The organism is Bacillus sp. 05T22 (assembly GCF_056396765.1).
Window position 1 is genome coordinate 143548 of sequence record NZ_JBFTMC010000002.1, and the last position, 21912, is coordinate 165459.

The following is a 21912-nucleotide window of genomic DNA, read 5'->3' on the forward strand; positions in this document are numbered from 1 at the left end:
CCCGATTGGTGAGGGCTGATAATCAGTGGGGATGAAGAAAACCCCCACTGATTAAAGTTTCACTTTATCTAATGGTTAAGGAAAAATTAAGAAAACCAATTTACTATGTGAATTGTATACGAAGGTGTACAAGTTTTAGAACGTTATTTGATATGAAATGAAGGAGGAATTTTCATATGAAGAAGAAAACAATTGGGTATGTAGTAGCTGCAGGAGCTTTATCACTAGGAATTATGGGAGGGGCAGGTATCCCTGCTTTTGCTGCAACTAGCACAGACAATTCTACACAAGCCACAGAACAAACTAAGAAAGGGACTTCGTATCAAAACTTGGATGAAGCAACGAAACAAAAAGTGCAAACGATCATGCAGGAATCGAAAAAGCAATTAGCAGAACTAGGTGTGAAACTTCCTGAAAAAGGGAAACGAGGAGAAATGTTTGCTAACCTGGATGATCAGGCAAAAGAAAAGGTAAAAGCAATCATGGAGCAGAAAAAGTCTGGTACATTAACACATGAACAAGTAAAAGAGAAATTGGCTGAGCTAGGTGTGAAGCTTCCTAAAAAAGGGAAACGAGAAGAGATGTTTGCTAACTTGGATGATCAGGCGAAAGAAAAAGCGAAAGCGATTATGGAGAAAGAAAAAGCAGGAACATTAACTCATGAACAAGCAAAAGAGCAATTAGCAGAATTAGGTGTAAATCTTCCTGAAAAGGGTAAGCGAGGAGAAATGTTTGCTAACCTTGATCAGGCGACGAAAGAAAAAGCGAAAGCGATTATGAAGCAGAAAAAAGCAGGAACATTAACTCATGAACAAGCAAAAGAGAAATTGGCAGAACTAGGTGTGAAGCTTCCTGAAAAAGGGAAACGAGAAGAAATGTTTGCAAACCTTGATGGTGCGACAAAGGAAAAAGCGAAAGCTATTATGAAAAAGGCAAAAGAGCAATTAGCAGAGCTTAACGTTAAATTTCCAATCAAGGATTAATGGGAGCAAGCGAATAATTGATTAAAATACAGAAGATACGAAGACTTTTAATAGAACGGTCTTTCGGATGGTGAAATGAAAGAGACTGTGTATAGGATTTATTTGAGGCCAAACTTCTCCCACTGGAGAAGTTTGGCCTTTTTCATTATGTAAATGATTTCTATACCAGAAAGAATTTATTCCGCATTGGGCAGTAGGGCACCATACGAGGAATATAGATGGGGATTATTATATTAGGATTAAAAAAGTTTTAAAATAATTATGGAATGAGCGTTTATGAAGCTTGTAGAAAATTTTAAGAAGAAAAATTGTTCATATGATAAAAAACATTCTTGATTTTTTTGAAAAATTCAATATAATGAACATTAACTACAAAATTCGACATCAAGAAGTGATGATGAGGACACGATCGATTTTTTACGATTCTCAGAGAGGGAAGTCTTTGGCTGTGAGCTTCCTAATACGGAAAAATAGATTACCACCTCTGAACTGCAGCAGTGAACGAACAATTAGTAATTGCTTGCCGGCAAACACCGTTATCTAGACTTGAGAAATTGGTGAAGTATGTTATTTTACTGATGAAACAAGGGTGGAACCACGAATACAACACTCGTCCCTTTTTTAGGGAGGAGTGTTTTTTTATTTTATTTTTGCATCACACTAGAATTGGAAGGAGGATACGCAGCATGCATCATGATGAGAAAAACAAAATTGGTTTAACTGTAGCACTATCTATCGTTGTAGGGACTATTATTGGGTCTGGTGTATTTATGAAGCCAGGAAGCGTATTAGATTACTCAGGGAGTTCGAATATGGCAATTCTCGCTTGGGTAGTAGGTGGCTTGTTAACGTTAGCTAGTGGTTTAACTGTAGCTGAAATTGGAGCGCAAATTCCGAAAAATGGTGGATTGTACACGTATTTAGAGGAGATTTATGGGAGCTTTTGGGGGTATTTATCCGGCTGGATGCAAACAATTGTATACGGCCCAGCTATTATTGGAACATTAGGTTTGTATTTTAGCTCTTTAATGATTAACTTTTTCTATTTAGATAAATTATGGAATTTACCAATTGCAATTGGAACAGTTGTGTTCCTTGGTGTTGTTAATAGTATGGGAACGAAGTATGGGGGGATTGTCCAAACAATTACGACATTCGGAAAGATGATTCCAATTATATTAATTGTTGTGTTAGGTTTTTGGAAAGGGAATAGCGATATCTTTAATGTAGTTGTACCATTATCAGAAAACCAAAGTATTGGAATGGCAATTTTAGCAACGTTATTTGCTTACGATGGCTGGATTTTACTTGCTTCTATCGGCGGTGAAATGAAGAATCCAACAAAGTTGTTACCAAAGGCGATGACAGTGGGGATTTTAATTGTAACAGCTGCTTACGTATTAATTAACTTAGCTCTACTGAAAGTATTACCAGCGGCGAAAATCGTAGATCTTGGTGAAAACGCGACAGCGACAGCAGCAAGTATGTTGCTTGGAGAATATGGTGGGAAAATCATTAGTATCGGTATTATCATTTCTATTTTTGGATGCTTAAACGGAAAGATTTTAACATTCCCGCGTATTCCAATGTCGATGGCAGAACGTGGGCAACTTCCATTTTCTAAGTTTATTGCCAAGGCGCATGAGAAATTTAAAACGCCAGCAAATGCAATCACATTTGAAATTATATTAGGGATTATTTTAATGATTATTAGCGATCCAAATAAGCTATCTGAGATTTCCGTATTTATTATTTACATTTTCTATGTGATGACATTTATTGGTGTCTTCATTTTACGGAAACGTAATAGCGGGAAAGAGCGTGCATACAGTGTACCACTGTTTCCAATCGTACCAATCATTGCAATTTTAGGATCACTATTTGTAATTGGAAGTGCGATTATTAATGATTGGAAAAGCTGTTTCTTATCAATCGGAATGGTATTTACAGGACTACCAGTGTACTGGTATTTAAATAAGAAAAAAGAAACACAGTCTTAAAGAATAGGGATAGTGAAAAGAGTGGGCATATGATATGTCTGCTTTTTTTGCTTGTGGAAAATTTCCAGGTGTATGCGGGAGAATTTATACTTGATTGCAAGTGTTATTTTGGTTACTATAGTTGTAGTAACCAAAAGCGGACGAGGGAAAGTGTGGGGAAAAACTTGAATTTTCGTGTATATATTTTAGCGATTGCGGCATTCGTAGTCGGGACGGTTGAACTAATTATCGGAGGAACGCTCGATTTAGTGGCCAATGATTTAGGTGTATCTATCAGTGCAGCGGGTCAACTTATTACAATATTCTCAGTTGTATTTGCTCTTTCAGGGCCAATTTTATTAGCGGTAACAGGAAAAGTTGAGCGTAAAACATTATATATTGAGGCATTATCTATTTTCTTAATTGGTAATATCATTTCAGCATTTAGTTTGAATTACGGGATGCTCATGTTCTCAAGGGTCATTTGTGCAGCAAGTGGCTCGCTTATTATTGCATTGTCGGTAACGTTAGCTTCTAGTGTGGTAGAGCCGCATTTTCGTGCGCGTGCAATCGGAATTATTTTTATGGGGATTAGTGGCTCGCTTGTACTAGGTGTACCACTTGGGCTTGTGCTTGGGAATGCATACGGATGGCGTGCACCGTTTGTTTTAATTTCGGTATTAACAGTTATAGCAATTGCTAGTATTTCTTTATTTTTAACAAAAGTTCCACCAGTAGCTGTATTGTCTGTCAGAGAACAAATTGCTACTTTGAAAAATAAAAAGATTGTGAGTGCGCAGTTAACATCATTCTTATTTTTAACAGGACATTTAACACTATACGCATATTTAACACCGTTTTTAAAAGATGTGATGCATGTTGAAGCAAACTGGATTAGCGTATTTTACTTTATTTTCGGAATCGCAGCAGTAATCGGCGGCGGATTTGGTGGTTGGCTTGCAGATAAGTGGGGATCGAAGAAAAGTATTATCTCCATTATTATCGTCTTTGCATGTGCCATCTTTATCTTACCGATGATGACATTCTCATTCCCGTTATTTATTATCATGATGGGACTTTGGAGTATGTTAAGCTGGGCAATTTCACCAGCGCAGCAAAATTATTTAATTGAAATTGCACCGGAATCAGCTGGTATTCAGCAAAGCTTAAATAATTCAGCACTTCATTTAGGTATTGCACTTGGTTCAACGGTAGGCGGAGTTGTTATTGAACAATCGTCGGTTATATATAATGCATGGATAGGCGGGGGCTTTGTGATTTTAGCACTGCTTTGTGCGACTTTCTCGATTACGAGAGGACAATCTACTCATGTGGCAAAGAAGGAATCTATCGTTTGATAGATTCTTTTTTGTTTGAAGTGAATTGAAGGATTTACCATTTTGATATAGAAGGGTACAGGGAGAGGAGTGATGGTATATGGATTTCGAATCGGCGATTGGCTTTTTTGCGATGGTGTTACCAGTTTTTCTGATTGCTTTTGTACTACGATGGATTCGCTTCCTCTACCATAATTCTGAGAAACAGGTTCAGCAAAATGAGAAGATTATTGAGTTATTAACTGAAATAAAAAAGCAAAATTAAAAATAGCAAAGAGAGCGCCTTTGCTATTTTTAATATCGTAACTTCATTAAAATGCTGCGTATTTCCTCATCATTCATAAAGAGATCGTGATGTTTCTGTGTAATTTTAGCAAGTGCAACATCATGATAGAAGAACTCCGTAAAGAATTTTACGAATGGCGGAGACATTGTTTTCATCGCTTGCCACGATTCTTGCTCTACCCCAGCAAATAAAATTTCACGATCATCAATAATAAGAAGTAAGTAACGTTCTAATGCGTTAGGTTCTTCAGTTGGAATGAGAAAATGAACATTTGACAGTTCTGTTTTCACATCTCCAACTACAAGTGCTTCAATATCAATGCCTTGTTTTGCTTTTTTCTCAAGTAAGGGAAGATATTCTAAAAAGGTATCATTCCAAGCGGAAATACGGATAGATTGTTTCGCTTCTTCTACTAACTGCTTACTTTGTACTTGAATAGAAGACTGTATTTTTAAGCTCCAAACACGGTCATCTGTAAAGGATCGTTTTGAAATATTTGTTTGAAGTTCTTTAATATTCGATTGAAATTCTGTCGTTAATTTTTGAATGGCAAGATCCAGTGGCAGGGCGGTATATAGCTTTTTCTTTTCTGAGACGGAATCCATAACCATTCCTTTATCGATGAGGCGTGCTAATACTTCATATATTTTTGCTTTTGGAACACCCGAATGTTTTACAATCGTTGTTGCATCTAGTGGTTCATCGCTTGAGACTACGACTTCATATGCCTGGCTTTCGTATTGTGAGAAACCGAATTTTTGTAACATAGTACCTCCCGGACAAGTTAGATTCTATACTAAGAATAAAGAAGTATGTACATTTATACAAGTGCCTCATGTTTAAAGAGGTAAATAGAAAGAATAGAGCCAGCATCGACCCTATTCTTTTTTGTATGTTTAATTATGAACCGCCTTGAACATAAGTGCGCCATTGTTTTCAGTAACAGTTAATGTACCATTAATTGCTCGAGTTGAGAATTGCTTTGTTTGAAAATAATCTTTCGAACCGAGTTGTTCTAGAATAGTGTTCATGTCTTGCTCACTTAGAGCTGAGTCAATAGAACGAATGACAGTCTTTATTGTGGAATAAAAGGCGTCAATTTGTTCTTTAGATGTACCGGATCCAGCGATAGCAACAGCAGCGATACCGCCAGTTGCTTTATAAATGGAAACGCCTAATCCAAATTTAGTATTAAAGATTCCGTTATATGTTGCGATTTGTGCTGTTTCAGTAAAGAGTTTAATGCTGCTTACGTTAATGCCATTTGAGTTTCCAACTGAGTTAATTGAATTTACCAGTTTTTGCATGACTTGAGCCGTATCTACTGAAGCTGGTGGAGGAGTTGGATTAGGTGTTGGAGGCGGAGTTGGATTAGGTGGCGGAGTCGGAGTCGGAGTTGGAGTTGGAGTCGGAGTCGGTGCTGGATCGGGTTTCGGCTTTGGATCAGGCTTTTCTACTGGTTTTGGATCCTTCTGCCATAAGTCACAAGCTGTTGTTCCAAATAAGAGGGGAATGGCTAATAAAGTGAGAAGTAACTTTTTCAATTGTCCACTTCCTTTCAAAAGGATAACACCAATATATGCACAACCAGTAGAAAAGGATTACAGAGGATAAGTATATTATGAAAAATAAATTAAAAGTATAGTTATGGTTAGTAAAGTAGGGGAGAGTTTTGTACAATAGAAATGAAACAAACATAGGAGGGAACTACCATGGCAATTGTTGATGTATCGATTATTCCAGTTGGAACAGGTAATCCAAGCGTAAGTGAATATGTAGCAGAAGTACAAAAAGTGTTAGAGAAAAACGCGGATCGCGTGAAGTACCAATTAACACCGATGAATACAGTAATTGAAGGAGATCTCCCTGTATTACTTGAAGTAATTCAACAAATGCATGAAGTGCCATATACAAAAGGTGCAAAGCGTGTAGCGACAACAATTCGTATTGATGATCGCCGAGATAAAGAAAGCACAATGGAGAAAAAATTAAATTCTGTTCGTTCGAAATTATAGGAGAAAGCAGCGATTTTCGCTGCTTTTTTGTATGGGTAAATTAGGTAAGATAAGTGTATCCATGGTACACTTTTTTATTATTGTGGTACCTAGGGAAGGAGGAAAGGGAAATGAGTGACAAATTTAATGAGCAGTTTGATGGCTTACTTGAAAAGTATACAGAATTGTTACTAGGGGAAGGCAGTGAAGAGAGAAAAGAACAAGTGCAAAAGTGGGCACTGTACTCTTACATTGCTAAAACAATGCCAGCTTTAGTCAAGCATTGGAATGAGACATATCCAGAGGCAAAAGAAGAGATGGTAAAGTTAATCTCTGATATTAAAAGGTTAAATGAGGAACATCGTAATCAGAAATAAGAATGAGAAACCATTTTGTGATTTTTTACAAAAAAAGCTTGGGGATCAATAGACCTCAAGCTTTTAATTCATATAGAGGAATTGTTTGATGGTTTCGTAGTTATCTCTAAACACCAATTATTGCATCGCATGACACTCCCTGGCGGATATTCGAAGTCACACTCACTAATAAATAAGAAGTCGAGCTTTTGGCAAATAGCGTTTGAAGCAGGATTATTGATGGCGGGAAAAGCATGAATGAATCTGTACTTTTGTTCCATTTTAGCATGAGCGATAGCTTTTTCGACGGCTTTTGTTGCTATTCCTCTCCCTTGAAATGGTGGTAGGACGCTCCAGCCAATTTCGTATACGTTCTCTTCTTTCCAGTAGCTGTCCCAATATCCTACACTACCAATAATTTCGAGTTGCGGAAGAAGGACGATGCTAAACATATGTCCAGTTCCCAGCTCACTAATCTTAAGGTACCGCTCGTGACGAGCAAGGAGTTGTTCTTCAGTCTCAGGCCCTCCTAAGTATTCTAGCATCTCAGGTACATTCATAAGACGAAGTAAAGTAAGATTAGCATTGTTCCAAGGCTCAATTCGAATTTGTTGTACATTCATTCTTTCTGGCATTTTTCACACTCCAATACGTGTTTTCCATCCGGGTAAAATTTTATATACTATGCAAGGATAGTACCTTTCAATGAAACCGGGATTCTATGTTTTTACACTTTCTATACTTATTTCAACAGAAATCCCCCCTACCTTTTGCACTTGATTTTCTATGGGAGAGAACTAAGTACCTCAGGATTTTATATTTGTATTCATTTTTAGTCGTATTAATATCTTTGTATAATTTATAAAGAGAAGTAAGAGGTATGACGAGTATTGTCGAATTTTTATTTTAGGCTAGTTGTTCACMTGTTTTTCTAGTTTTATTTTAAATGTCGAAAAATTTTTATGGATATTTAAAAGCGAGAATATGGGCTTTTGAATATTTTTATAGTATTTTATAAATTATCTAAATAATTATTTGTATCAAATAATTTTAAAGAATGATATAATTTTGAAGAGGGGAAAAAAACAGACAAAGTACAGTCATAGGGGTGAATTACATGGAACAATTAATGCGAAATTCGTTTCTTTTCTTGTCAAAAAATAAAGCGCTAACAAAACTGGCTAAGAAGTACGGTTTACGCTTTGGTGCAGGGCGCTTTGTCGCAGGGGAGACAATTGATTTAGCTGCTGCAGCTATTAAACAATTAAATCAACAAGGACTTTGTGTGACAATCGATTATTTAGGTGAGTTCGTTGATAATGAAGCAGAAGCAAATGAAATGGCAAGCCAATCGATTGAAGCAATCCGTGCAATTGGACGCGAAAAACTTGATTCACAGCTTTCTTTAAAAATGACTTCTATGGGGTTAGACATCTCAGATGAAATCGTAATGAATAATATGCGCCGCATTTTAGAGGCTGCAAAAGAAAACGGTGTGTTTGTTACGATTGATATGGAAGACTATACACGCTGTGGAAAAACAATTGAGATCTTTAAGCAATTAAAATCTGAATACGATAATATCGGTACTGTTATTCAAGCTTACCTATATCGTACAGAAAAAGACATCGAAGATTTAAATGCATATAGTCCTAATTTACGTCTTGTAAAAGGGGCTTATAAAGAACCAGAAGAAGTGGCGTTCCCGGACAAAAAAGATGTAGATGAAAATTATAAAAAAATTATTAAAATGCACTTATTAAATGGAAATTATACTGCTATTGCTTCACACGATGAGGCAATTATTGAATATACGAAGAAACTTGCCGAAGAATATAATATTTCACGTGATCAATTTGAATTCCAAATGTTATATGGTATTCGTACGGAACGTCAACTTGAACTTGTTAAAGAAGGCTACAAAATGCGTGTTTATGTACCATATGGAAATGACTGGTATGGTTATTTCATGCGCCGCTTAGCTGAACGTCCAGCAAACGTTGCGTTCGTTTTAAAAGGAATGGTAAAAAAATAACCAAGGAGAAAAATACTCCTTGGTTATTTTAATTGCTGAAACGCGTAATTTGCCATCTTTTTCGCATCAGGATATAGCTGAGTACGACTAGAAGAAAACACAACGTTAATAACGCGTTTACCATCCTTTTCATCAACAGTTACAACTGTGTATTGTCCTAAAGCAGATAAACCGCTTTTGCTTCCAATTGCATAGGGATCAGCGTAAAGTTCTTCGCGGCCATAGTTTGCGATTTTTGGAGCGCGCTGCGAAGTATGTAGTGTTGTACGTATTGTGTTCATATATTCTAGTACAATCGGATATTTTAATGCTTCTTTTGTAATGATTGCGATGTCATAAGGGGAAACCCTATTGCCGAGTGCGTCAGCCCCGCTCGCATTTTTGAAAGTTGCATGTTTTGTTCCGAGTTCTTTCGCTCTTGCATTCATCATTTTTACAAACTTCTCTTTTGATCCTGCAATATGTTCTGCGATAGACTCAGCAATTGGATCGGCACTGATGATAAGCATCAGTTTTAATGCCTCGTCTCTTTTTAATTTTTCACCAGCACGAAGCTTAATTTTCGCACTCTGACTTTCCGTTTTTATCGCATTTTCTGTGATAGTAATTTCCTCATCTTCTTTTACATTCTCTAGTAACAGAATGGTTGTCATCATTTTGGCTACACTTGCTGGATAAGAACGTTCTTCTTCCCGTTTTCCGTACAAAACTTCCCCCGTATTTGCATCGATTGTAACACCATATTTTCCTGTGATATCAGGCTGATTACTTCTTACGTCTTTTTGCCTTTTTGTGTAAGAAAAGAAAATCATACTTGTAAATAGTGTAGCAATCATCACAATCATGATTATTGTTCGTTTCATTATGCAGTCCCTCTTTTGTCTTTCCTTATGTACAAATAAATTGGGCAGAAAAGCAGCCCAATCCTCATTATGCCACGTTTTCTGCCCAAAAATATAGAGGAAGTTCAAAAAGTCCAGTAAAGATAGCTGTCGCATTTCTTCGTTACGTCGCCAGTCCGATACTCATGTAGTTCCACCTACACTCCGTATCCTCCCGGCTTCCGCGCCTCGAACTGCTCGGCTCTCTTTATCCTCCTTTTTGAACAAGCACATATAGTGTTATTTTTCACCCATGTTGTGCTTTTTGTATTGTTGGTTATTACCTTGGCGTCCTTTTTCAATCCCGCGATCTATTGGACCTGCATTTCCTGTTACACTTGCTGCACTTACGCCTGCTTTTGAAGGGTCTTTCTTAAGTCTAGCCATATATATTCCTCCATTTTTGTCAAATTCTAAAAAGGGAAAAGCGTATTTTATCAAGAAAATACACAATTATAGAGTACCCAAATAAAAGAAAAGTATTTATTTCAGAAAATTTTATCAATAAATATATTGCGAAAATTTAAACAGTATCATATATTTATTAGTAGAGGCTCACTCATTGATTGCGACGTATGTCGAAAAATTGAATGAGCATTCATTCAAGAATAGGGGGAGAAATGAATGTTCCAAATTAAAAAGGCTGCTGTTCTCGGTTCTGGCGTAATGGGCTCAGGGATTGCTGCACATTTAGCCAATATCGGTATACCAACATTATTGCTTGATATTGTACCACAGGCGCTTACGAAAGAAGAGGAAGCGAAGGGGCTTACATTAGAACATAAAAGTGTGAGAAATCGTTTTAGTAACGGGGCACTGCAAAAATTAGTAAAGCAAAAGCCAGCTCCTCTTACGGTGAAAGGTAATCTGGCATTGATTGAGGCAGGCAACTTAGAGGATGACATTGAGCGCCTTGCTGATGTAGATTGGATTATCGAAGTTGTTGTTGAAAACTTAGATGTTAAAAAGAAACTATTTGAAAAAGTAGATGCTGTTCGTAAAGTTGGCTCTATTGTGAGCTCAAATACATCAGGTATTTCCGTTGAGAAAATGGCAGAAGGGCGTTCAGATGACTTTCAAAAACATTTCCTAGGAACACATTTCTTTAACCCACCACGATATTTAAAACTTCTAGAGATTATACCGACAAAAGAAACAGATCCACAAGTGTTAAACTTCATGAAATTATTTGGCGAAGACGTTCTTGGAAAAGGCGTTGTTATTGCGAAAGATACACCAAACTTTATCGGGAACCGCATCGGTACGTACGGTTTACTTGTAACGCTGCAAGAAATGATCAAGCGCGGCTATAGCGTTGGGGAAGTTGATTCTGTAACAGGCCCATTAATCGGTCGTCCAAAGAGTGCAACGTTCCGCACGTTAGATGTTGTTGGTCTAGATACATTCGTTCATGTTGCGAACAATGTATATGAAAATGTACAAGAGGAAGAACGTGACGTATTTAAAGTACCAGCTTTCATGCATGACATGCTAGATAAAAAATGGCTTGGAAGTAAAACCGGTCAAGGTTTCTTCTTAAAACAAGGAAAAGAAATTTTAGAGTTAGATCCTGAAACGATGGAGTATGGAGCTCGTAAAAAATTAAAAGCTGCTTCCGTAGAGTTAAGCAAACAAGAAAAGGGATTAGCGAATAAATTGAAAGCGCTTGTATACGCGAAGGATCGTGCAGGAGAACTTTTATGGAATATCATCACGCCAACCCTTCTATATTCTGCAAAGCTTCATAAAGAAATCGCAGATGATATTGTTGCGATTGACCAAGCGATGAAATGGGGATTTGGCTGGGAGCAAGGACCATTTGAGATTTGGGATGCAATTGGCGTAGAAAAATCCGTTCAGAAAATGGAAGAGAACGGCCAAGTAGTTCCAGTGTGGGTCAAAGACATGTTAGGGAAAGGATTTAGCTCTTTCTATAAACATGATAATGGTGAAAGCTATTACTACGATAACGGTGAATACAAGCTTATCGAACGCAATAAAAAAGCAATTTCTCTTAAACAATTAAAAGAGAAAAATGGCGTGTTAAAGAAAAATAGCGGAGCGAGCTTAATCGATTTAGGTGATGGCATCCTTTGTTTAGAATTCCATTCGAAGAGCAATGCAATCGGTATGGATATTACGCAAATGATTAATTACGCTGTTGATGAAGTTGAGAAGAGCTATAAAGGTCTTGTTATTGGGAATCAATCGAAGAACTTCTGCGTTGGGGCGAACTTAGCAATGATCTTAATGGAAGCACAAGATGACAACTACTTTGAAATTGAGTGGGTTGTGAAGAGCTTCCAAGATGCAATGATGAAAATTAAGTATTGTTCGAAACCAGTCGTTGCAGCGCCATATGGCATGACGCTTGGCGGCGGTACAGAAGTTTGTTTACCAGCAGCTAGCATTCAAGCTTCTAGCGAAACGTACATGGGATTAGTAGAAGTCGGCGTGGGTTTAATCCCTGGCGGTGGCGGTAACAAAGAACTATATATTAAACATTTAAACAAAGTGGCAAACGGTGTAGAGTTTGACCTGCAAAAGGTTGCGAATAAAGTGTTCGAATCAGTTGCGATGGCAAAAGTATCTACATCAGCGCAAGAGGCTGTTTCTCGTAACTTCTTAGGCGATAAAGATGGTATTAGTGTGAATGGTGATCACTTACTATATGATGCAAAGCAAAAGGCACTGGCTTTATATGAAGCGGGTTACAAAGCACCGATTCGTAAAAAGATACCGGTTGTTGGTGAGACAGGATATGCAACGCTTTTACTTGGAGCTGAAGCAATGCACTTATCTGGTTATATTTCCGAGTATGATTTACACATTGCGAAAAAGCTCGCATATGTCATTGCCGGCGGGAAAGTACCATACGGAACAGAAGTTGATGAGCAGTATTTATTAGATGTGGAACGTGAAGCATTTATCAGTTTAGTAAGTGAGATGAAATCACAAGCAAGAATGCAGCACATGCTTGTAAAAGGAAAGCCATTACGTAACTAATAACGAGGGGAGATATCGTTCATGAGAGAAGCTGTCATTGTTGCGGGAGCAAGAACACCAATTGGTAAGGCAAAGAGAGGTTCATTAAAAACAGTTCGACCTGATGATTTAGGGGCATTAGTAGTAAAAGAAACGTTAAAACGTGCGAATAATTATGAAGGGCCAATTGATGATTTAATTTTCGGTTGTGCGATGCCAGAAGCAGAGCAAGGCTTAAATATGGCTCGTAATATCGGCGGATTAGCAGGGCTTTCTTATGATGTTCCAGCTATTACAATTAACCGTTACTGTTCTTCAGGATTACAAAGTATCGCTTACGGTGCAGAGCGTATTATGCTTGGTCACTCTGAAGCAGTATTATCTGGCGGAGCAGAGTCTATGAGTTTAGTTCCAATGATGGGGCACGTCGTTCGTCCGAATAGCCGCCTTGTAGAAGCGGCTCCAGAATATTATATGGGCATGGGACACACAGCGGAGCAAGTTGCTGTGAAATATGGAATTTCCCGCGAAGAGCAAGATGCATTTGCGGTAAGAAGCCATCAGCGTGCAGCAAAAGCATTAGCTGATGGGAACTTTGCTGATGAAACAGTAGCTGTAGATGTAATGCTACGTACTGTTGGAGCGAATAACAAAATTCAAGAAGAAAAAATTATCTTCTCACAAGATGAAGGAGTAAGAGCAGAAACAACATTAGATATCCTTGGGAAATTACGTCCAGCATTTAATGTTCGCGGTTCTGTAACGGCTGGTAATTCTTCACAAATGAGTGATGGAGCGGCATCAGTCCTTCTGATGGATCGTGAAAAAGCAGTGAGCGATGGTATGAAGCCGCTTGCGAAATTCCGTTCCTTTGCAGTAGCTGGTGTACCACCAGAAGTAATGGGAATTGGACCAATTGCAGCGATTCCGAAAGCGTTAAAATTAGCAGGATTAGAACTATCTGATATCGGCTTATTTGAACTAAATGAAGCATTTGCTTCTCAATCAATTCAAGTTATTCGTGAGCTTGGTTTAGACGAAGAAAAAGTCAATGTAAACGGCGGTGCAATTGCACTTGGTCATCCACTTGGCTGTACAGGAGCAAAATTAACATTATCTCTTATTCATGAAATGAAACGCCGCAACGAGCAATTCGGTATTGTAACAATGTGTATCGGCGGCGGTATGGGAGCTGCTGGGGTGTTTGAATTACTATAAAAAAAGTGCAGGCGGCTCGCTCAGAACAAGAGGACGTTGGAGGCCCTGACGAAGAGGCGTTTTTTGCCTCACAGGAAGGGGCGAAATGGCCGATTGTTCTAGCCGCTGGAACTGGATTATATAACGAAAAGTGGAAGCAACAAAGGAATATAAAAAAATAAAGGAAGAGCCAGCTTCTCTCAAAATGAGAGAAGCGGCTTATGAAAATATGAAGGAGGAAATTTTCATGGAAAAAACAGTAGGAAGCGCAGTAAAAGGTGGTAGCTTTTTAGTTGATGATATTACAATTGATCAAGTATTTACACCGGAAGATTATAGCGATGAGCATAAAATGATAGCGAAAACGACAGAGGACTTTATCGTAAATGAAGTTCTACCAGAGCTTGAATATTTAGAGCAACATGAGTTTGATCGCTCTGTTCGTTTATTAAAAGAAGCTGGCGAGCTTGGATTATTAGGTGCTGATGTGCCAGAAGAGTACGGCGGTATTGGCCTTGATAAAGTTAGCTCTGCATTAATCGCAGAGAAATTTTCTCGCGCTGGTGGCTTTGCAATTACACACGGTGCTCACGTTGGTATCGGATCATTACCGATCGTTTTATTCGGTAATGAAGAGCAAAAGAAACAATATTTACCGCTACTTGCAACAGGTGAAAAATTAGCTGCATACGCATTAACTGAGCCAGGATCTGGATCTGATGCGTTAGGTGCGAAAACAACAGCACGCTTAAATGCAGAAGGAACGCATTACGTGTTAAATGGTGAAAAACAATGGATTACAAACTCTGCTTTCGCTGATGTATTCGTTGTATACGCAAAAGTTGATGGTGAGCACTTCACAGCGTTTATCGTAGAGAAAGAATATCCAGGCGTATCTACAAGCCCTGAAGAAAAGAAAATGGGTATCAAATGTTCTTCTACTCGTACATTAATTTTAGAAGATGCATTGGTACCAAAAGAAAATGTACTTGGTGAAATTGGTAAAGGTCATATTATCGCTTTCAACATTTTAAATATTGGCCGCTATAAATTAGGTGTTGGTACAGTTGGTTCTTCAAAACGTGCGTTAGAAATTTCAGCACAATATGCAAATCAGCGTCAACAGTTCAAACAACCAATCGCTCGCTTCCCATTAATTCAAGAAAAACTTGCAAATATGGCAGCGAAAATTTATGCAGCAGAAAGCTCTGTATATCGTACAGTTGGTTTATTCGAAAGCCATATGAGCACATTAACAGAAGAGCAAGTAAAAGACGGTAAAGCTGTAGCAGCTTCTATTGCTGAATATGCAATTGAGTGCTCTTTAAATAAAGTATTCGGTTCTGAAGTACTAGATTACGTAGTAGATGAAGGTGTTCAAATCCACGGTGGTTACGGATTTATGGCAGAGTACGAGATTGAAAGAATGTACCGTGATTCTCGTATTAACCGTATTTTCGAAGGAACGAACGAAATTAACCGTTTAATCGTACCAGGTACGTTCTTACGTAAAGCAATGAAAGGCGAATTACCACTTCTTCAAAAAGCACAAAAATTACAAGAAGAGTTAATGATGATGATGCCAGAAGAAGTAGGCGATGAGCCATTAGCACTTCAAAAATATTTAGTAGGTAACGCGAAGAAAATCGGCTTAATGGTAGCTGGATTAGCTGCTCAAAAATACGGTAAAGCATTAGATAAAGAACAAGAAGTTCTTGTGAACATTGCGGATATCGTAAATAACTTATACGCAATGGAATCAGCTCTTCTTCGTACAGAAAAAGCAATTAAAGCAACTGGTCTTGAAAAGAATAAACAAAAAGTGTTATACACTGAAGTATTCTGCCAAGAAGCGTTCAATCAAATTGAAGCAGATGCGAAAGAAACACTTATCGCAGTTGAAAATGGCGACATGCTGCGCATGATGTTATCATCACTTCGCAAACTAACTCGCCACACACCGCTTAACGTAATTCCGAAGAAACGTGAAATTGCTGCGAAAATTTTAGAAGATGAGCGTTATACAGTTTAATGAGTAAGGAAAAAAGTAGCCACGTGAATTTGTGGCTACTTTTTTTACGCTATTAAAATGAAATGTTGATATTTGAATCTTAAACCGTCACTTTATGTACATATTAATCTTCAYTAATGACTCCGTACCTCATTTTATCTCCCATCCACGAACTAACATCTCTCCACTTTACACTTTTCGCAGCAATCCAACTTACTTCATATGGTGTAACCTCGTTAGGCTTCCAGCCAATATCATCTGCCCAATAAAATAAATTGTTTTGTAATAGAAGAGATGCACCGAAAATGGTTGAATCACGATTTTCAGGAGGCGGAGTTAAATGAAATTGTGTAACACCTTCAAATAGTAACTCTATTGCGGAGGGGTTCTCATACTGTCTTTGAAAAAGTATTCTTACGTTTGTACCAGATAATACCCTCATAGATAAATCCTCACCTACAAAGCTATCTGTCCACATATATAATTCTTTCAAACAACTATCGTGAAAACCTCCGAATAAATGAAGGAGATCATTAAGATCTTCTTTAGTTTTGATTTTATTCCAACTCATATAGCACCTACTTTACAGATATTTTAGTTCGGTTTTACTTTATCCCGCTTTAACGGGCAGTAAGACCCTCACCTCAAAATTCAGCAAAAGCAAAGAAGTTAGGTGGGGGATCAACTGCCTGTAAAAGCCCGATCCGTTCAACTAATAATCAGTGGGGGATGAAGAAAACCCCCACTGATTAAAGTTTCACTTTATTTCTATTGTACTAAATTGCCATTACTTTAACTGACGAATTTTTGTATTATGAAAATGTTAAAAATAATTTACATCATGTTAAAAATAAATTACAATAAAAATATAGAAAATAATGTAAAAAATGGAGGTGGCTATGAATCAAAGAGGAAGTTTAGTAAATAATCTGATTGTACTTCGAGCGGAGAAACGTTGGTCACAAACGGAATTAGCAAATCGAGTGGGCGTTAGTAGACAAACAATAGCTTCTATTGAAGCAAATCGATACAATCCATCTCTTATTTTAGCTTTTGAAATTGCTCATGTTCTTGGTAAGGAGTTTCATGAAGTCTTTCAATATACGATAGAGGGGGAAGTGGAATGATAGTTGTAATTGGCATGATCATATCAATTGCAGGGTTAATCGGGGTGTTTTATTCTACACGTTTTGAAAGAAAAGAAGGAGAAGATGAGAGAGGGGAGCAAATTACGGGGAATGCCGCAAAAGTTTCATTGTTTGTATTTTTATTTTTGTATTTAGTCATTTTTCTAATCGGGAACCTATATTCATTGACGAGTGAACAGTATAAATTAGCAAATGCATGTTTATTGGCAGGAGTATTATGCTCTTATTCACTATCTATTTTAGTTTTGAGAAAAAGATATTAGATGAGAAAGAGCTGTTTTACATATTAATTTGTAAACAGCTCTTTTTGTTATGTTTGATTAGAAAGGGTGAATGAGATGCGAATGGTACATAAAAGTACAATTTATCAATTAACATTTTTTCCAAATCTATTTCCAATCAATTGCTATTTTGTTGAAGAAGAGGAAGGGTTAACTTTAATTGATGCCGCTTTGCCCTTTAGTGCAAAGAAGATTTTAGAATCAGCTCGAACAATCGGAAAACCAATTACGAACATTGTTATAACACATGCACATGATGATCATGTAGGTGCAATTGATGCGTTGAAGCAGGTACTTCCTAATATTCCTGTTTATATTTCGAAAAGAGATGCCCGCTTGCTTGAAGGAGACATGTCATTGCAGCAAGGGGAAGCGAACGTTCCAATAAAAGTTGGAGTATCTAAAAAAATACAGACGATCCCAGATGTGCTTCTGCAGGAGGGAGATCAAGTTGGATCTCTTTTCGCAATTGCAGCTCCAGGTCATACACCAGGTTCGATGGCGTTTTTGGATACAAGAAATAATACATTGATTGCTGGAGACGCATTTCAAACAAGAGGAGGAGTGGCGGTGGCAGGACAGATTAAGTGGCTCTTTCCGTTTCCTGTGTTTGGAACTTGGGATGCAGAAACAGCATTAAAGAGTGCTCAGAAACTGTTACGATATAAACCGTCTGTATTGGCGACAGGGCATGGAAAGATGATTGAGGATCCGATGTTACGTATGCAACGAGCGATTGAAGAAGCGGAGCGAAATTTAGTGAGAAAGGTGTAAAGAAATGGGAAGATGAAGTGATGTGGGGGGGAGTTTTAATTGAAAAGGTCCCTCAATAATGTAGAGGATTCTTTGCTAAGAATGGACCTTTTATTTTTTAGTGGATCATCATCTTATACTCTCACTTTACATGTATACAATCCAAAAACAAATAAATACTAAATGATGAATGAACAAAGAAAGGAAGGTCTTTATTATGCCAAATTTAACAGAGCTTGAGCTTGAAAATTTACGTCATATTATCGGAGGACATGCGACAGTTGCGAATAAATTAGATCAGTATGCGCAGCAGTGTACAGATCCTCAATTGAAACAAATGTTACAGCAAGATGCACAAGCAGCAAGAAATACAAGACAACAACTAATGTCCTTTTTAGGTTAGGAGTGTATAGGTTATGAATGAAAAAGATATGGTTAACGATTATTTAGCGGAATTAAATGCTAGTTTGACTGGTTATGCGAATTACATAGCGCAATCGGATAACGCACAGTTACATCAAACGTTGATTCAAATTCGAAATCAAGATGAATTAAGGCAACGTAAGGTATATGAATATGCGAAGCAAAAAAATTATTATCAACCAGCTGCTCCTGCAAATCCGATGGTTGTTCAGCAAATGAAAAGTCAGTTAAGCGCACAGTAATGCATAAAAAAGCGAGTGAATCTTGGATGATGATTCACTCGCTTTTTTTATGCATTTATATATGTCAATAAACACGTATGAAATATTTTTCCAGTTGTAACAAATATGACGAAAAGTTTGCAGGGGATGTCACAAAAAGTACAAAATGTTTGTTCAATGTTTCACAAAGTATCTATAGTTTCTACAGTGAGAATCTCTATAATAAAAAGTGTAAAGAACAAATAAAACATTACATAATTACTTAGGAGAGGTTCTTATGAATAGAAACACAAGAAAAATCGCAATTATTGGGACTGGATTAGTTGGATCAAGCTGTGCATATTCAATYGTGAATCAAGGCATCTGTGAAGAATTAGTATTAATTGATATAAATCATGAACGTGCAGTTGGCGAAGCGATGGATTTATCACACTGCGTTAACTTTACAAATACAAGAACAAAAGTATATGCAGGTACTTATGAAGACTGCAAAGATATGGACATTGTGATTATTACAGCAGGTCCAGCTCCAAAACCAGGACAAAGTCGTTTGGATACTTTAGGAGAAAGCGCGAAGATTATGGAAAGTGTTGTAGCAGGTGTAATGGAAAGTGGATTTGACGGTATCTTCTTAATTGCATCGAATCCAGTTGATATTATTACTTATCAAGTTTGGAAATTATCTGGTTTACCAAGAAATCGTGTGCTTGGTACAGGTACATCATTAGACTCTTCACGCTTAAGAACAATTTTATCTGAAATGCTTGAAGTAGACCCTCGTAGCATTCATGGTTACTCATTAGGTGAGCATGGTGATTCACAAATGGTTGCTTGGTCTCACGTAACAGTTGGCGGAAAACCAATCTTGCAAATTTTAGAAGAGCAAAAAGAACGTTTCGGTGAAATCGATTTAGATGAAATTGTGGAGAAAACTGCTAAAGCTGGTTGGGAAATTTATAAACGTAAGGGTACTACTTATTATGGAATTGGTAACTCACTCGCTTATATTACAAGTTCTATCTTTAATGATGATCACCGCGTGATCGCTGTTTCAGCAATTTTAGATGGTGAATATGGCGAATATAATATTTGCACAGGTGTACCAGCAATTATTACAAGAGATGGTGTAAAAGAAGTTGTAGAACTAAACTTAACAGAAGCTGAAGAAGGCCGACTTGCACAATCAAATGATGTTTTACGTGACTATATGAAAACAATCGGTTACTAAACTAGGAGAAGGTGAAACAGATGAAGGAATATATAATGTCTCGTGTATTTAAAGGTTCTGCCGGAATTGCACAAGGTATTTTCGTATCCCTTGGAATTGGTTTACTTATCGAAAATATAGGGAGAATTGTTGATATTCCGATGTTAATTGCAATTGGGGTTGTTGCGAAATCACTGATGGCACCAGCAATTGGAGCAGGGATTGCTTTCATGCTTGGGGCAAACGGACTTGTCATTTTCTCAGCGATGGTTGCCGGAGCGATTGGAGCAGGGGCGATTTCGATGACTGAAGCCGGCTTAATTATTAAAACTGGGGAACCAATTGGTGCGTTATTAACAGCAACTCTAGCGGTTTATATCGGTAAAAGATTAAGCGGAAAAACTGCTTTAGATATGATGCTCGTTCCATTTGCAGCAATATTAGGGTCTGGTATAGTTGGTATTTGGTTATCTCAAAATATTAGTCCTGTATTAAATACAGTTGGCGCATTTATTAAAGACAGCTCAGCTGGTAGCCCATTTATTGCTTCAATCGTGCTTGCGGTTGTTTGGGGGCTATTACTTATCTCTCCAGCTTCATCAGCAGCTCTAGCAATTGCACTTAGCCTAGACGGTGTTGCAGGCGGCGCAGCACTTGCAGGATGTGTCGCTCAATTTATCGGATTCTCTGTTATCTCTGCAAAAGAAAACAACTTAGGCGGTATTTTAGCACAGGCACTTTGTACTCCGAAAGTACAGTTGCCGAACATTACTAAAAATCCAATGATTCTCGTCCCAACTGTCGTTGCCAGCGCCATTGTGGGCCCTGTATCTGCACTGATTTTTCACTTGGAAGCAGGTAAAGAAATTGCAGGTCTTGGATTAAGTTCTCTTATTGCACCAATTAATTTAATTTCTAGCCAAGGATTTGGTGTTGTACCAGCAATGGTCATCACTTATATCATAATCCCAGTAGCTGTTTCTTATATACTTTACATCGCGTTACGAAAAGCAGGTCGCATTCATTCTGGCGACATGACTGTGCCACAATCTTAAGTTACAATTGAAAATCTTCTTTATATAGTAAAAGCAGACTGAAGAAGCCACAGTCTGCTTTTTTGTTTACATTTTAGAGGTTTGTCTCGCAGGAATTGTAATCGTGTCTTTTCGGTTTACTAGTAAAAGCTGCACACCGAAGTATAGCGTACTTGCAACTGCCATACCGGAAACGGCATCTAAGAAGGCATGTTGCTTTGTAAATAACGTCGATAAAATAATAAGTGAGCCAAAGAAAGTAAGAATGTAATATTCCCATCTGTGCTGTTCTCTTCGCTTATAAGCCGCTAACATAATCACAAATGTTGTGAGAACGTGGATGCTAGGAAAACAGTTTACAGGTTGATCAATACTATAAATATAGCGAACTAAGTCAGAAAATATATCTGTCCCTACTACTGTTGGACGTGGTACGGTTGTTTGCCAAAAGTAGTAAATCGAAAAGCACGTAAGCTTTCCTAGGATAACGCTGCTTAATGTTACATAATATTGTTTTCGATCTTTAAAGCAATAATAAATGAGTGCGCCGTATAAGTATGGGAACCAAATTAAATACGGAATAATAAATGCCTTCACAAATGGAATCCAATCATCAACTACTGTTGTAACATCAACAGCATGAACGCCAGATTTATTCAGTACATCGTAAAGGGGACTTACGAGTACGAGTAGAAGTATATAACTTAATGGAAGAAAAGATGAAAGTTTATATTTTTTCATGACTATCTCCTAGTGTTTAGTAATGTAAGTAAATCCAGTTGATTATAATATAGAAAATCA

Annotated in this window: 24 protein-coding genes and 1 other annotated feature; of the genes, 17 read left to right on the forward strand and 7 right to left on the reverse strand. The window is 37.6% G+C overall.

The genetic code is table 11. The features are described from left to right. The first annotated feature begins 176 nt into the window (after positions 1–176). The 4 genes from AC1DIT_RS01470 (at position 177) to AC1DIT_RS01485 (ending at position 4564) form a co-directional block, all read left to right on the forward strand. On the forward strand, positions 177–983 hold the full coding sequence (locus tag AC1DIT_RS01470; protein ID WP_016112425.1) for a hypothetical protein: 807 nt from the start codon (positions 177–179) through the stop codon (positions 981–983). Positions 984–1368: 385 nt separating this feature from the next. Next, positions 1369–1604, forward strand: a binding site (T-box leader). A 65-nt stretch (positions 1605–1669) separates the two neighbouring features. Next, positions 1670–2983, forward strand: a complete 1314-nt coding sequence (locus AC1DIT_RS01475) for an APC family permease (RefSeq protein WP_016112424.1) — start codon at positions 1670–1672, stop codon at positions 2981–2983. 164 nt (positions 2984–3147) lie between these two features. Continuing rightward, positions 3148–4320 carry an MFS transporter gene (locus tag AC1DIT_RS01480; protein ID WP_033670897.1) on the forward strand — a complete coding sequence of 391 codons (1173 nt, stop codon included), beginning with the start codon at positions 3148–3150 and terminating at the stop codon, positions 4318–4320. Positions 4321–4399: 79 nt separating this feature from the next. Then, a complete protein-coding gene (locus tag AC1DIT_RS01485; RefSeq protein ID WP_016112422.1) occupies positions 4400–4564 on the forward strand; it encodes a hypothetical protein in 165 nt (54 codons plus the stop codon). A 29-nt stretch (positions 4565–4593) separates the two neighbouring features. Here AC1DIT_RS01485 and AC1DIT_RS01490 read toward each other — a convergent pair whose 3' ends face one another. Together AC1DIT_RS01490 and AC1DIT_RS01495 are read right to left on the reverse strand one after the other, a co-directional pair. Beyond that, positions 4594–5352, reverse strand: coding sequence for a TrmB family transcriptional regulator (locus AC1DIT_RS01490; RefSeq protein ID WP_016112421.1), 759 nt, complete (start codon positions 5350–5352; stop codon positions 4594–4596). A 129-nt stretch (positions 5353–5481) separates the two neighbouring features. Next, positions 5482–6129: a hypothetical protein gene (locus tag AC1DIT_RS01495; protein ID WP_016112420.1), complete on the reverse strand. Its 648-nt coding sequence runs from the start codon at positions 6127–6129 to the stop codon at positions 5482–5484. Positions 6130–6297: 168 nt separating this feature from the next. Between AC1DIT_RS01495 and AC1DIT_RS01500 the strand changes: the two genes are divergently transcribed. Both AC1DIT_RS01500 and AC1DIT_RS01505 read left to right on the forward strand, forming a co-directional pair. Continuing rightward, positions 6298–6600, forward strand: coding sequence for an MTH1187 family thiamine-binding protein (locus tag AC1DIT_RS01500; RefSeq protein WP_001018864.1), 303 nt, complete (start codon positions 6298–6300; stop codon positions 6598–6600). Positions 6601–6710: 110 nt separating this feature from the next. Then, positions 6711–6956 carry a YusU family protein gene (locus AC1DIT_RS01505; protein WP_006096491.1) on the forward strand — a complete coding sequence of 82 codons (246 nt, stop codon included), beginning with the start codon at positions 6711–6713 and terminating at the stop codon, positions 6954–6956. 68 nt (positions 6957–7024) lie between these two features. On the opposite strand, the gene AC1DIT_RS01510 is transcribed toward AC1DIT_RS01505, so the two are convergent. Continuing rightward, positions 7025–7570, reverse strand: coding sequence for a GNAT family N-acetyltransferase (locus AC1DIT_RS01510; protein ID WP_016112419.1), 546 nt, complete (start codon positions 7568–7570; stop codon positions 7025–7027). A gap of 482 nt (positions 7571–8052) precedes the next feature. On the opposite strand from AC1DIT_RS01510, the gene AC1DIT_RS01515 reads away from it, so the two are divergent. After that, positions 8053–8970, forward strand: a complete 918-nt coding sequence (locus AC1DIT_RS01515; RefSeq protein WP_003201679.1) for a proline dehydrogenase family protein — start codon at positions 8053–8055, stop codon at positions 8968–8970. Positions 8971–8993: 23 nt separating this feature from the next. Here AC1DIT_RS01515 and AC1DIT_RS01520 read toward each other — a convergent pair whose 3' ends face one another. Next, the gene (locus tag AC1DIT_RS01520; protein ID WP_016131080.1) at positions 8994–9833 is read right to left on the reverse strand and encodes a D-alanyl-D-alanine carboxypeptidase family protein; all 840 of its coding nucleotides are present in this window, start codon (positions 9831–9833) and stop codon (positions 8994–8996) included. 258 nt (positions 9834–10091) lie between these two features. After that, the gene (locus AC1DIT_RS01525) at positions 10092–10238 is read right to left on the reverse strand and encodes a YuzL family protein (protein ID WP_016112417.1); all 147 of its coding nucleotides are present in this window, start codon (positions 10236–10238) and stop codon (positions 10092–10094) included. Positions 10239–10475: 237 nt separating this feature from the next. On the opposite strand from AC1DIT_RS01525, the gene AC1DIT_RS01530 reads away from it, so the two are divergent. From AC1DIT_RS01530 to AC1DIT_RS01540, 3 genes are all read left to right on the forward strand, one after another. Then, positions 10476–12857 carry a 3-hydroxyacyl-CoA dehydrogenase/enoyl-CoA hydratase family protein gene (locus tag AC1DIT_RS01530; RefSeq protein WP_016132387.1) on the forward strand — a complete coding sequence of 794 codons (2382 nt, stop codon included), beginning with the start codon at positions 10476–10478 and terminating at the stop codon, positions 12855–12857. Positions 12858–12878: 21 nt separating this feature from the next. Continuing rightward, positions 12879–14054, forward strand: a complete 1176-nt coding sequence (locus tag AC1DIT_RS01535; RefSeq protein ID WP_016131078.1) for an acetyl-CoA C-acetyltransferase — start codon at positions 12879–12881, stop codon at positions 14052–14054. Positions 14055–14280: 226 nt separating this feature from the next. After that, positions 14281–16065 (forward strand): acyl-CoA dehydrogenase family protein, encoded by a 1785-nt coding sequence (locus AC1DIT_RS01540; protein ID WP_016131077.1) that lies wholly within the window; start codon positions 14281–14283, stop codon positions 16063–16065. 103 nt (positions 16066–16168) lie between these two features. Here AC1DIT_RS01540 and AC1DIT_RS01545 read toward each other — a convergent pair whose 3' ends face one another. Beyond that, positions 16169–16615, reverse strand: a complete 447-nt coding sequence (locus tag AC1DIT_RS01545) for a hypothetical protein (protein ID WP_476998023.1) — start codon at positions 16613–16615, stop codon at positions 16169–16171. 328 nt (positions 16616–16943) lie between these two features. Between AC1DIT_RS01545 and AC1DIT_RS01550 the strand changes: the two genes are divergently transcribed. The 7 genes from AC1DIT_RS01550 to AC1DIT_RS01580 all read left to right on the forward strand — a co-directional run bounded on the left by AC1DIT_RS01550 (position 16944) and on the right by AC1DIT_RS01580 (position 21132). Next, on the forward strand, positions 16944–17171 hold the full coding sequence (locus AC1DIT_RS01550; RefSeq protein ID WP_016112413.1) for a helix-turn-helix transcriptional regulator: 228 nt from the start codon (positions 16944–16946) through the stop codon (positions 17169–17171). Then, positions 17168–17455, forward strand: coding sequence for a DUF2178 domain-containing protein (locus AC1DIT_RS01555; RefSeq protein ID WP_016131075.1), 288 nt, complete (start codon positions 17168–17170; stop codon positions 17453–17455). The genes AC1DIT_RS01550 and AC1DIT_RS01555 overlap by 4 nt, the downstream gene beginning before the upstream one ends. Before the next feature lie 75 nt (positions 17456–17530). Next, the gene (locus AC1DIT_RS01560; protein ID WP_033670858.1) at positions 17531–18247 is read left to right on the forward strand and encodes an MBL fold metallo-hydrolase; all 717 of its coding nucleotides are present in this window, start codon (positions 17531–17533) and stop codon (positions 18245–18247) included. Positions 18248–18443: 196 nt separating this feature from the next. After that, positions 18444–18629 carry a hypothetical protein gene (locus AC1DIT_RS01565; RefSeq protein WP_016112410.1) on the forward strand — a complete coding sequence of 62 codons (186 nt, stop codon included), beginning with the start codon at positions 18444–18446 and terminating at the stop codon, positions 18627–18629. Between the two features lie 13 nt (positions 18630–18642). Beyond that, positions 18643–18891, forward strand: a complete 249-nt coding sequence (locus tag AC1DIT_RS01570) for a spore coat protein (protein WP_016112409.1) — start codon at positions 18643–18645, stop codon at positions 18889–18891. Between the two features lie 256 nt (positions 18892–19147). Then, positions 19148–20098, forward strand: a complete 951-nt coding sequence (locus tag AC1DIT_RS01575) for an L-lactate dehydrogenase (protein WP_016112408.1) — start codon at positions 19148–19150, stop codon at positions 20096–20098. A gap of 20 nt (positions 20099–20118) precedes the next feature. After that, a complete protein-coding gene (locus AC1DIT_RS01580; RefSeq protein ID WP_016112407.1) occupies positions 20119–21132 on the forward strand; it encodes a PTS sugar transporter subunit IIC in 1014 nt (337 codons plus the stop codon). Positions 21133–21198: 66 nt separating this feature from the next. On the opposite strand, the gene AC1DIT_RS01585 is transcribed toward AC1DIT_RS01580, so the two are convergent. Next, a complete protein-coding gene (locus AC1DIT_RS01585) occupies positions 21199–21852 on the reverse strand; it encodes a phosphatase PAP2 family protein (protein ID WP_016112406.1) in 654 nt (217 codons plus the stop codon). Positions 21853–21912 lie beyond the last annotated feature (60 nt).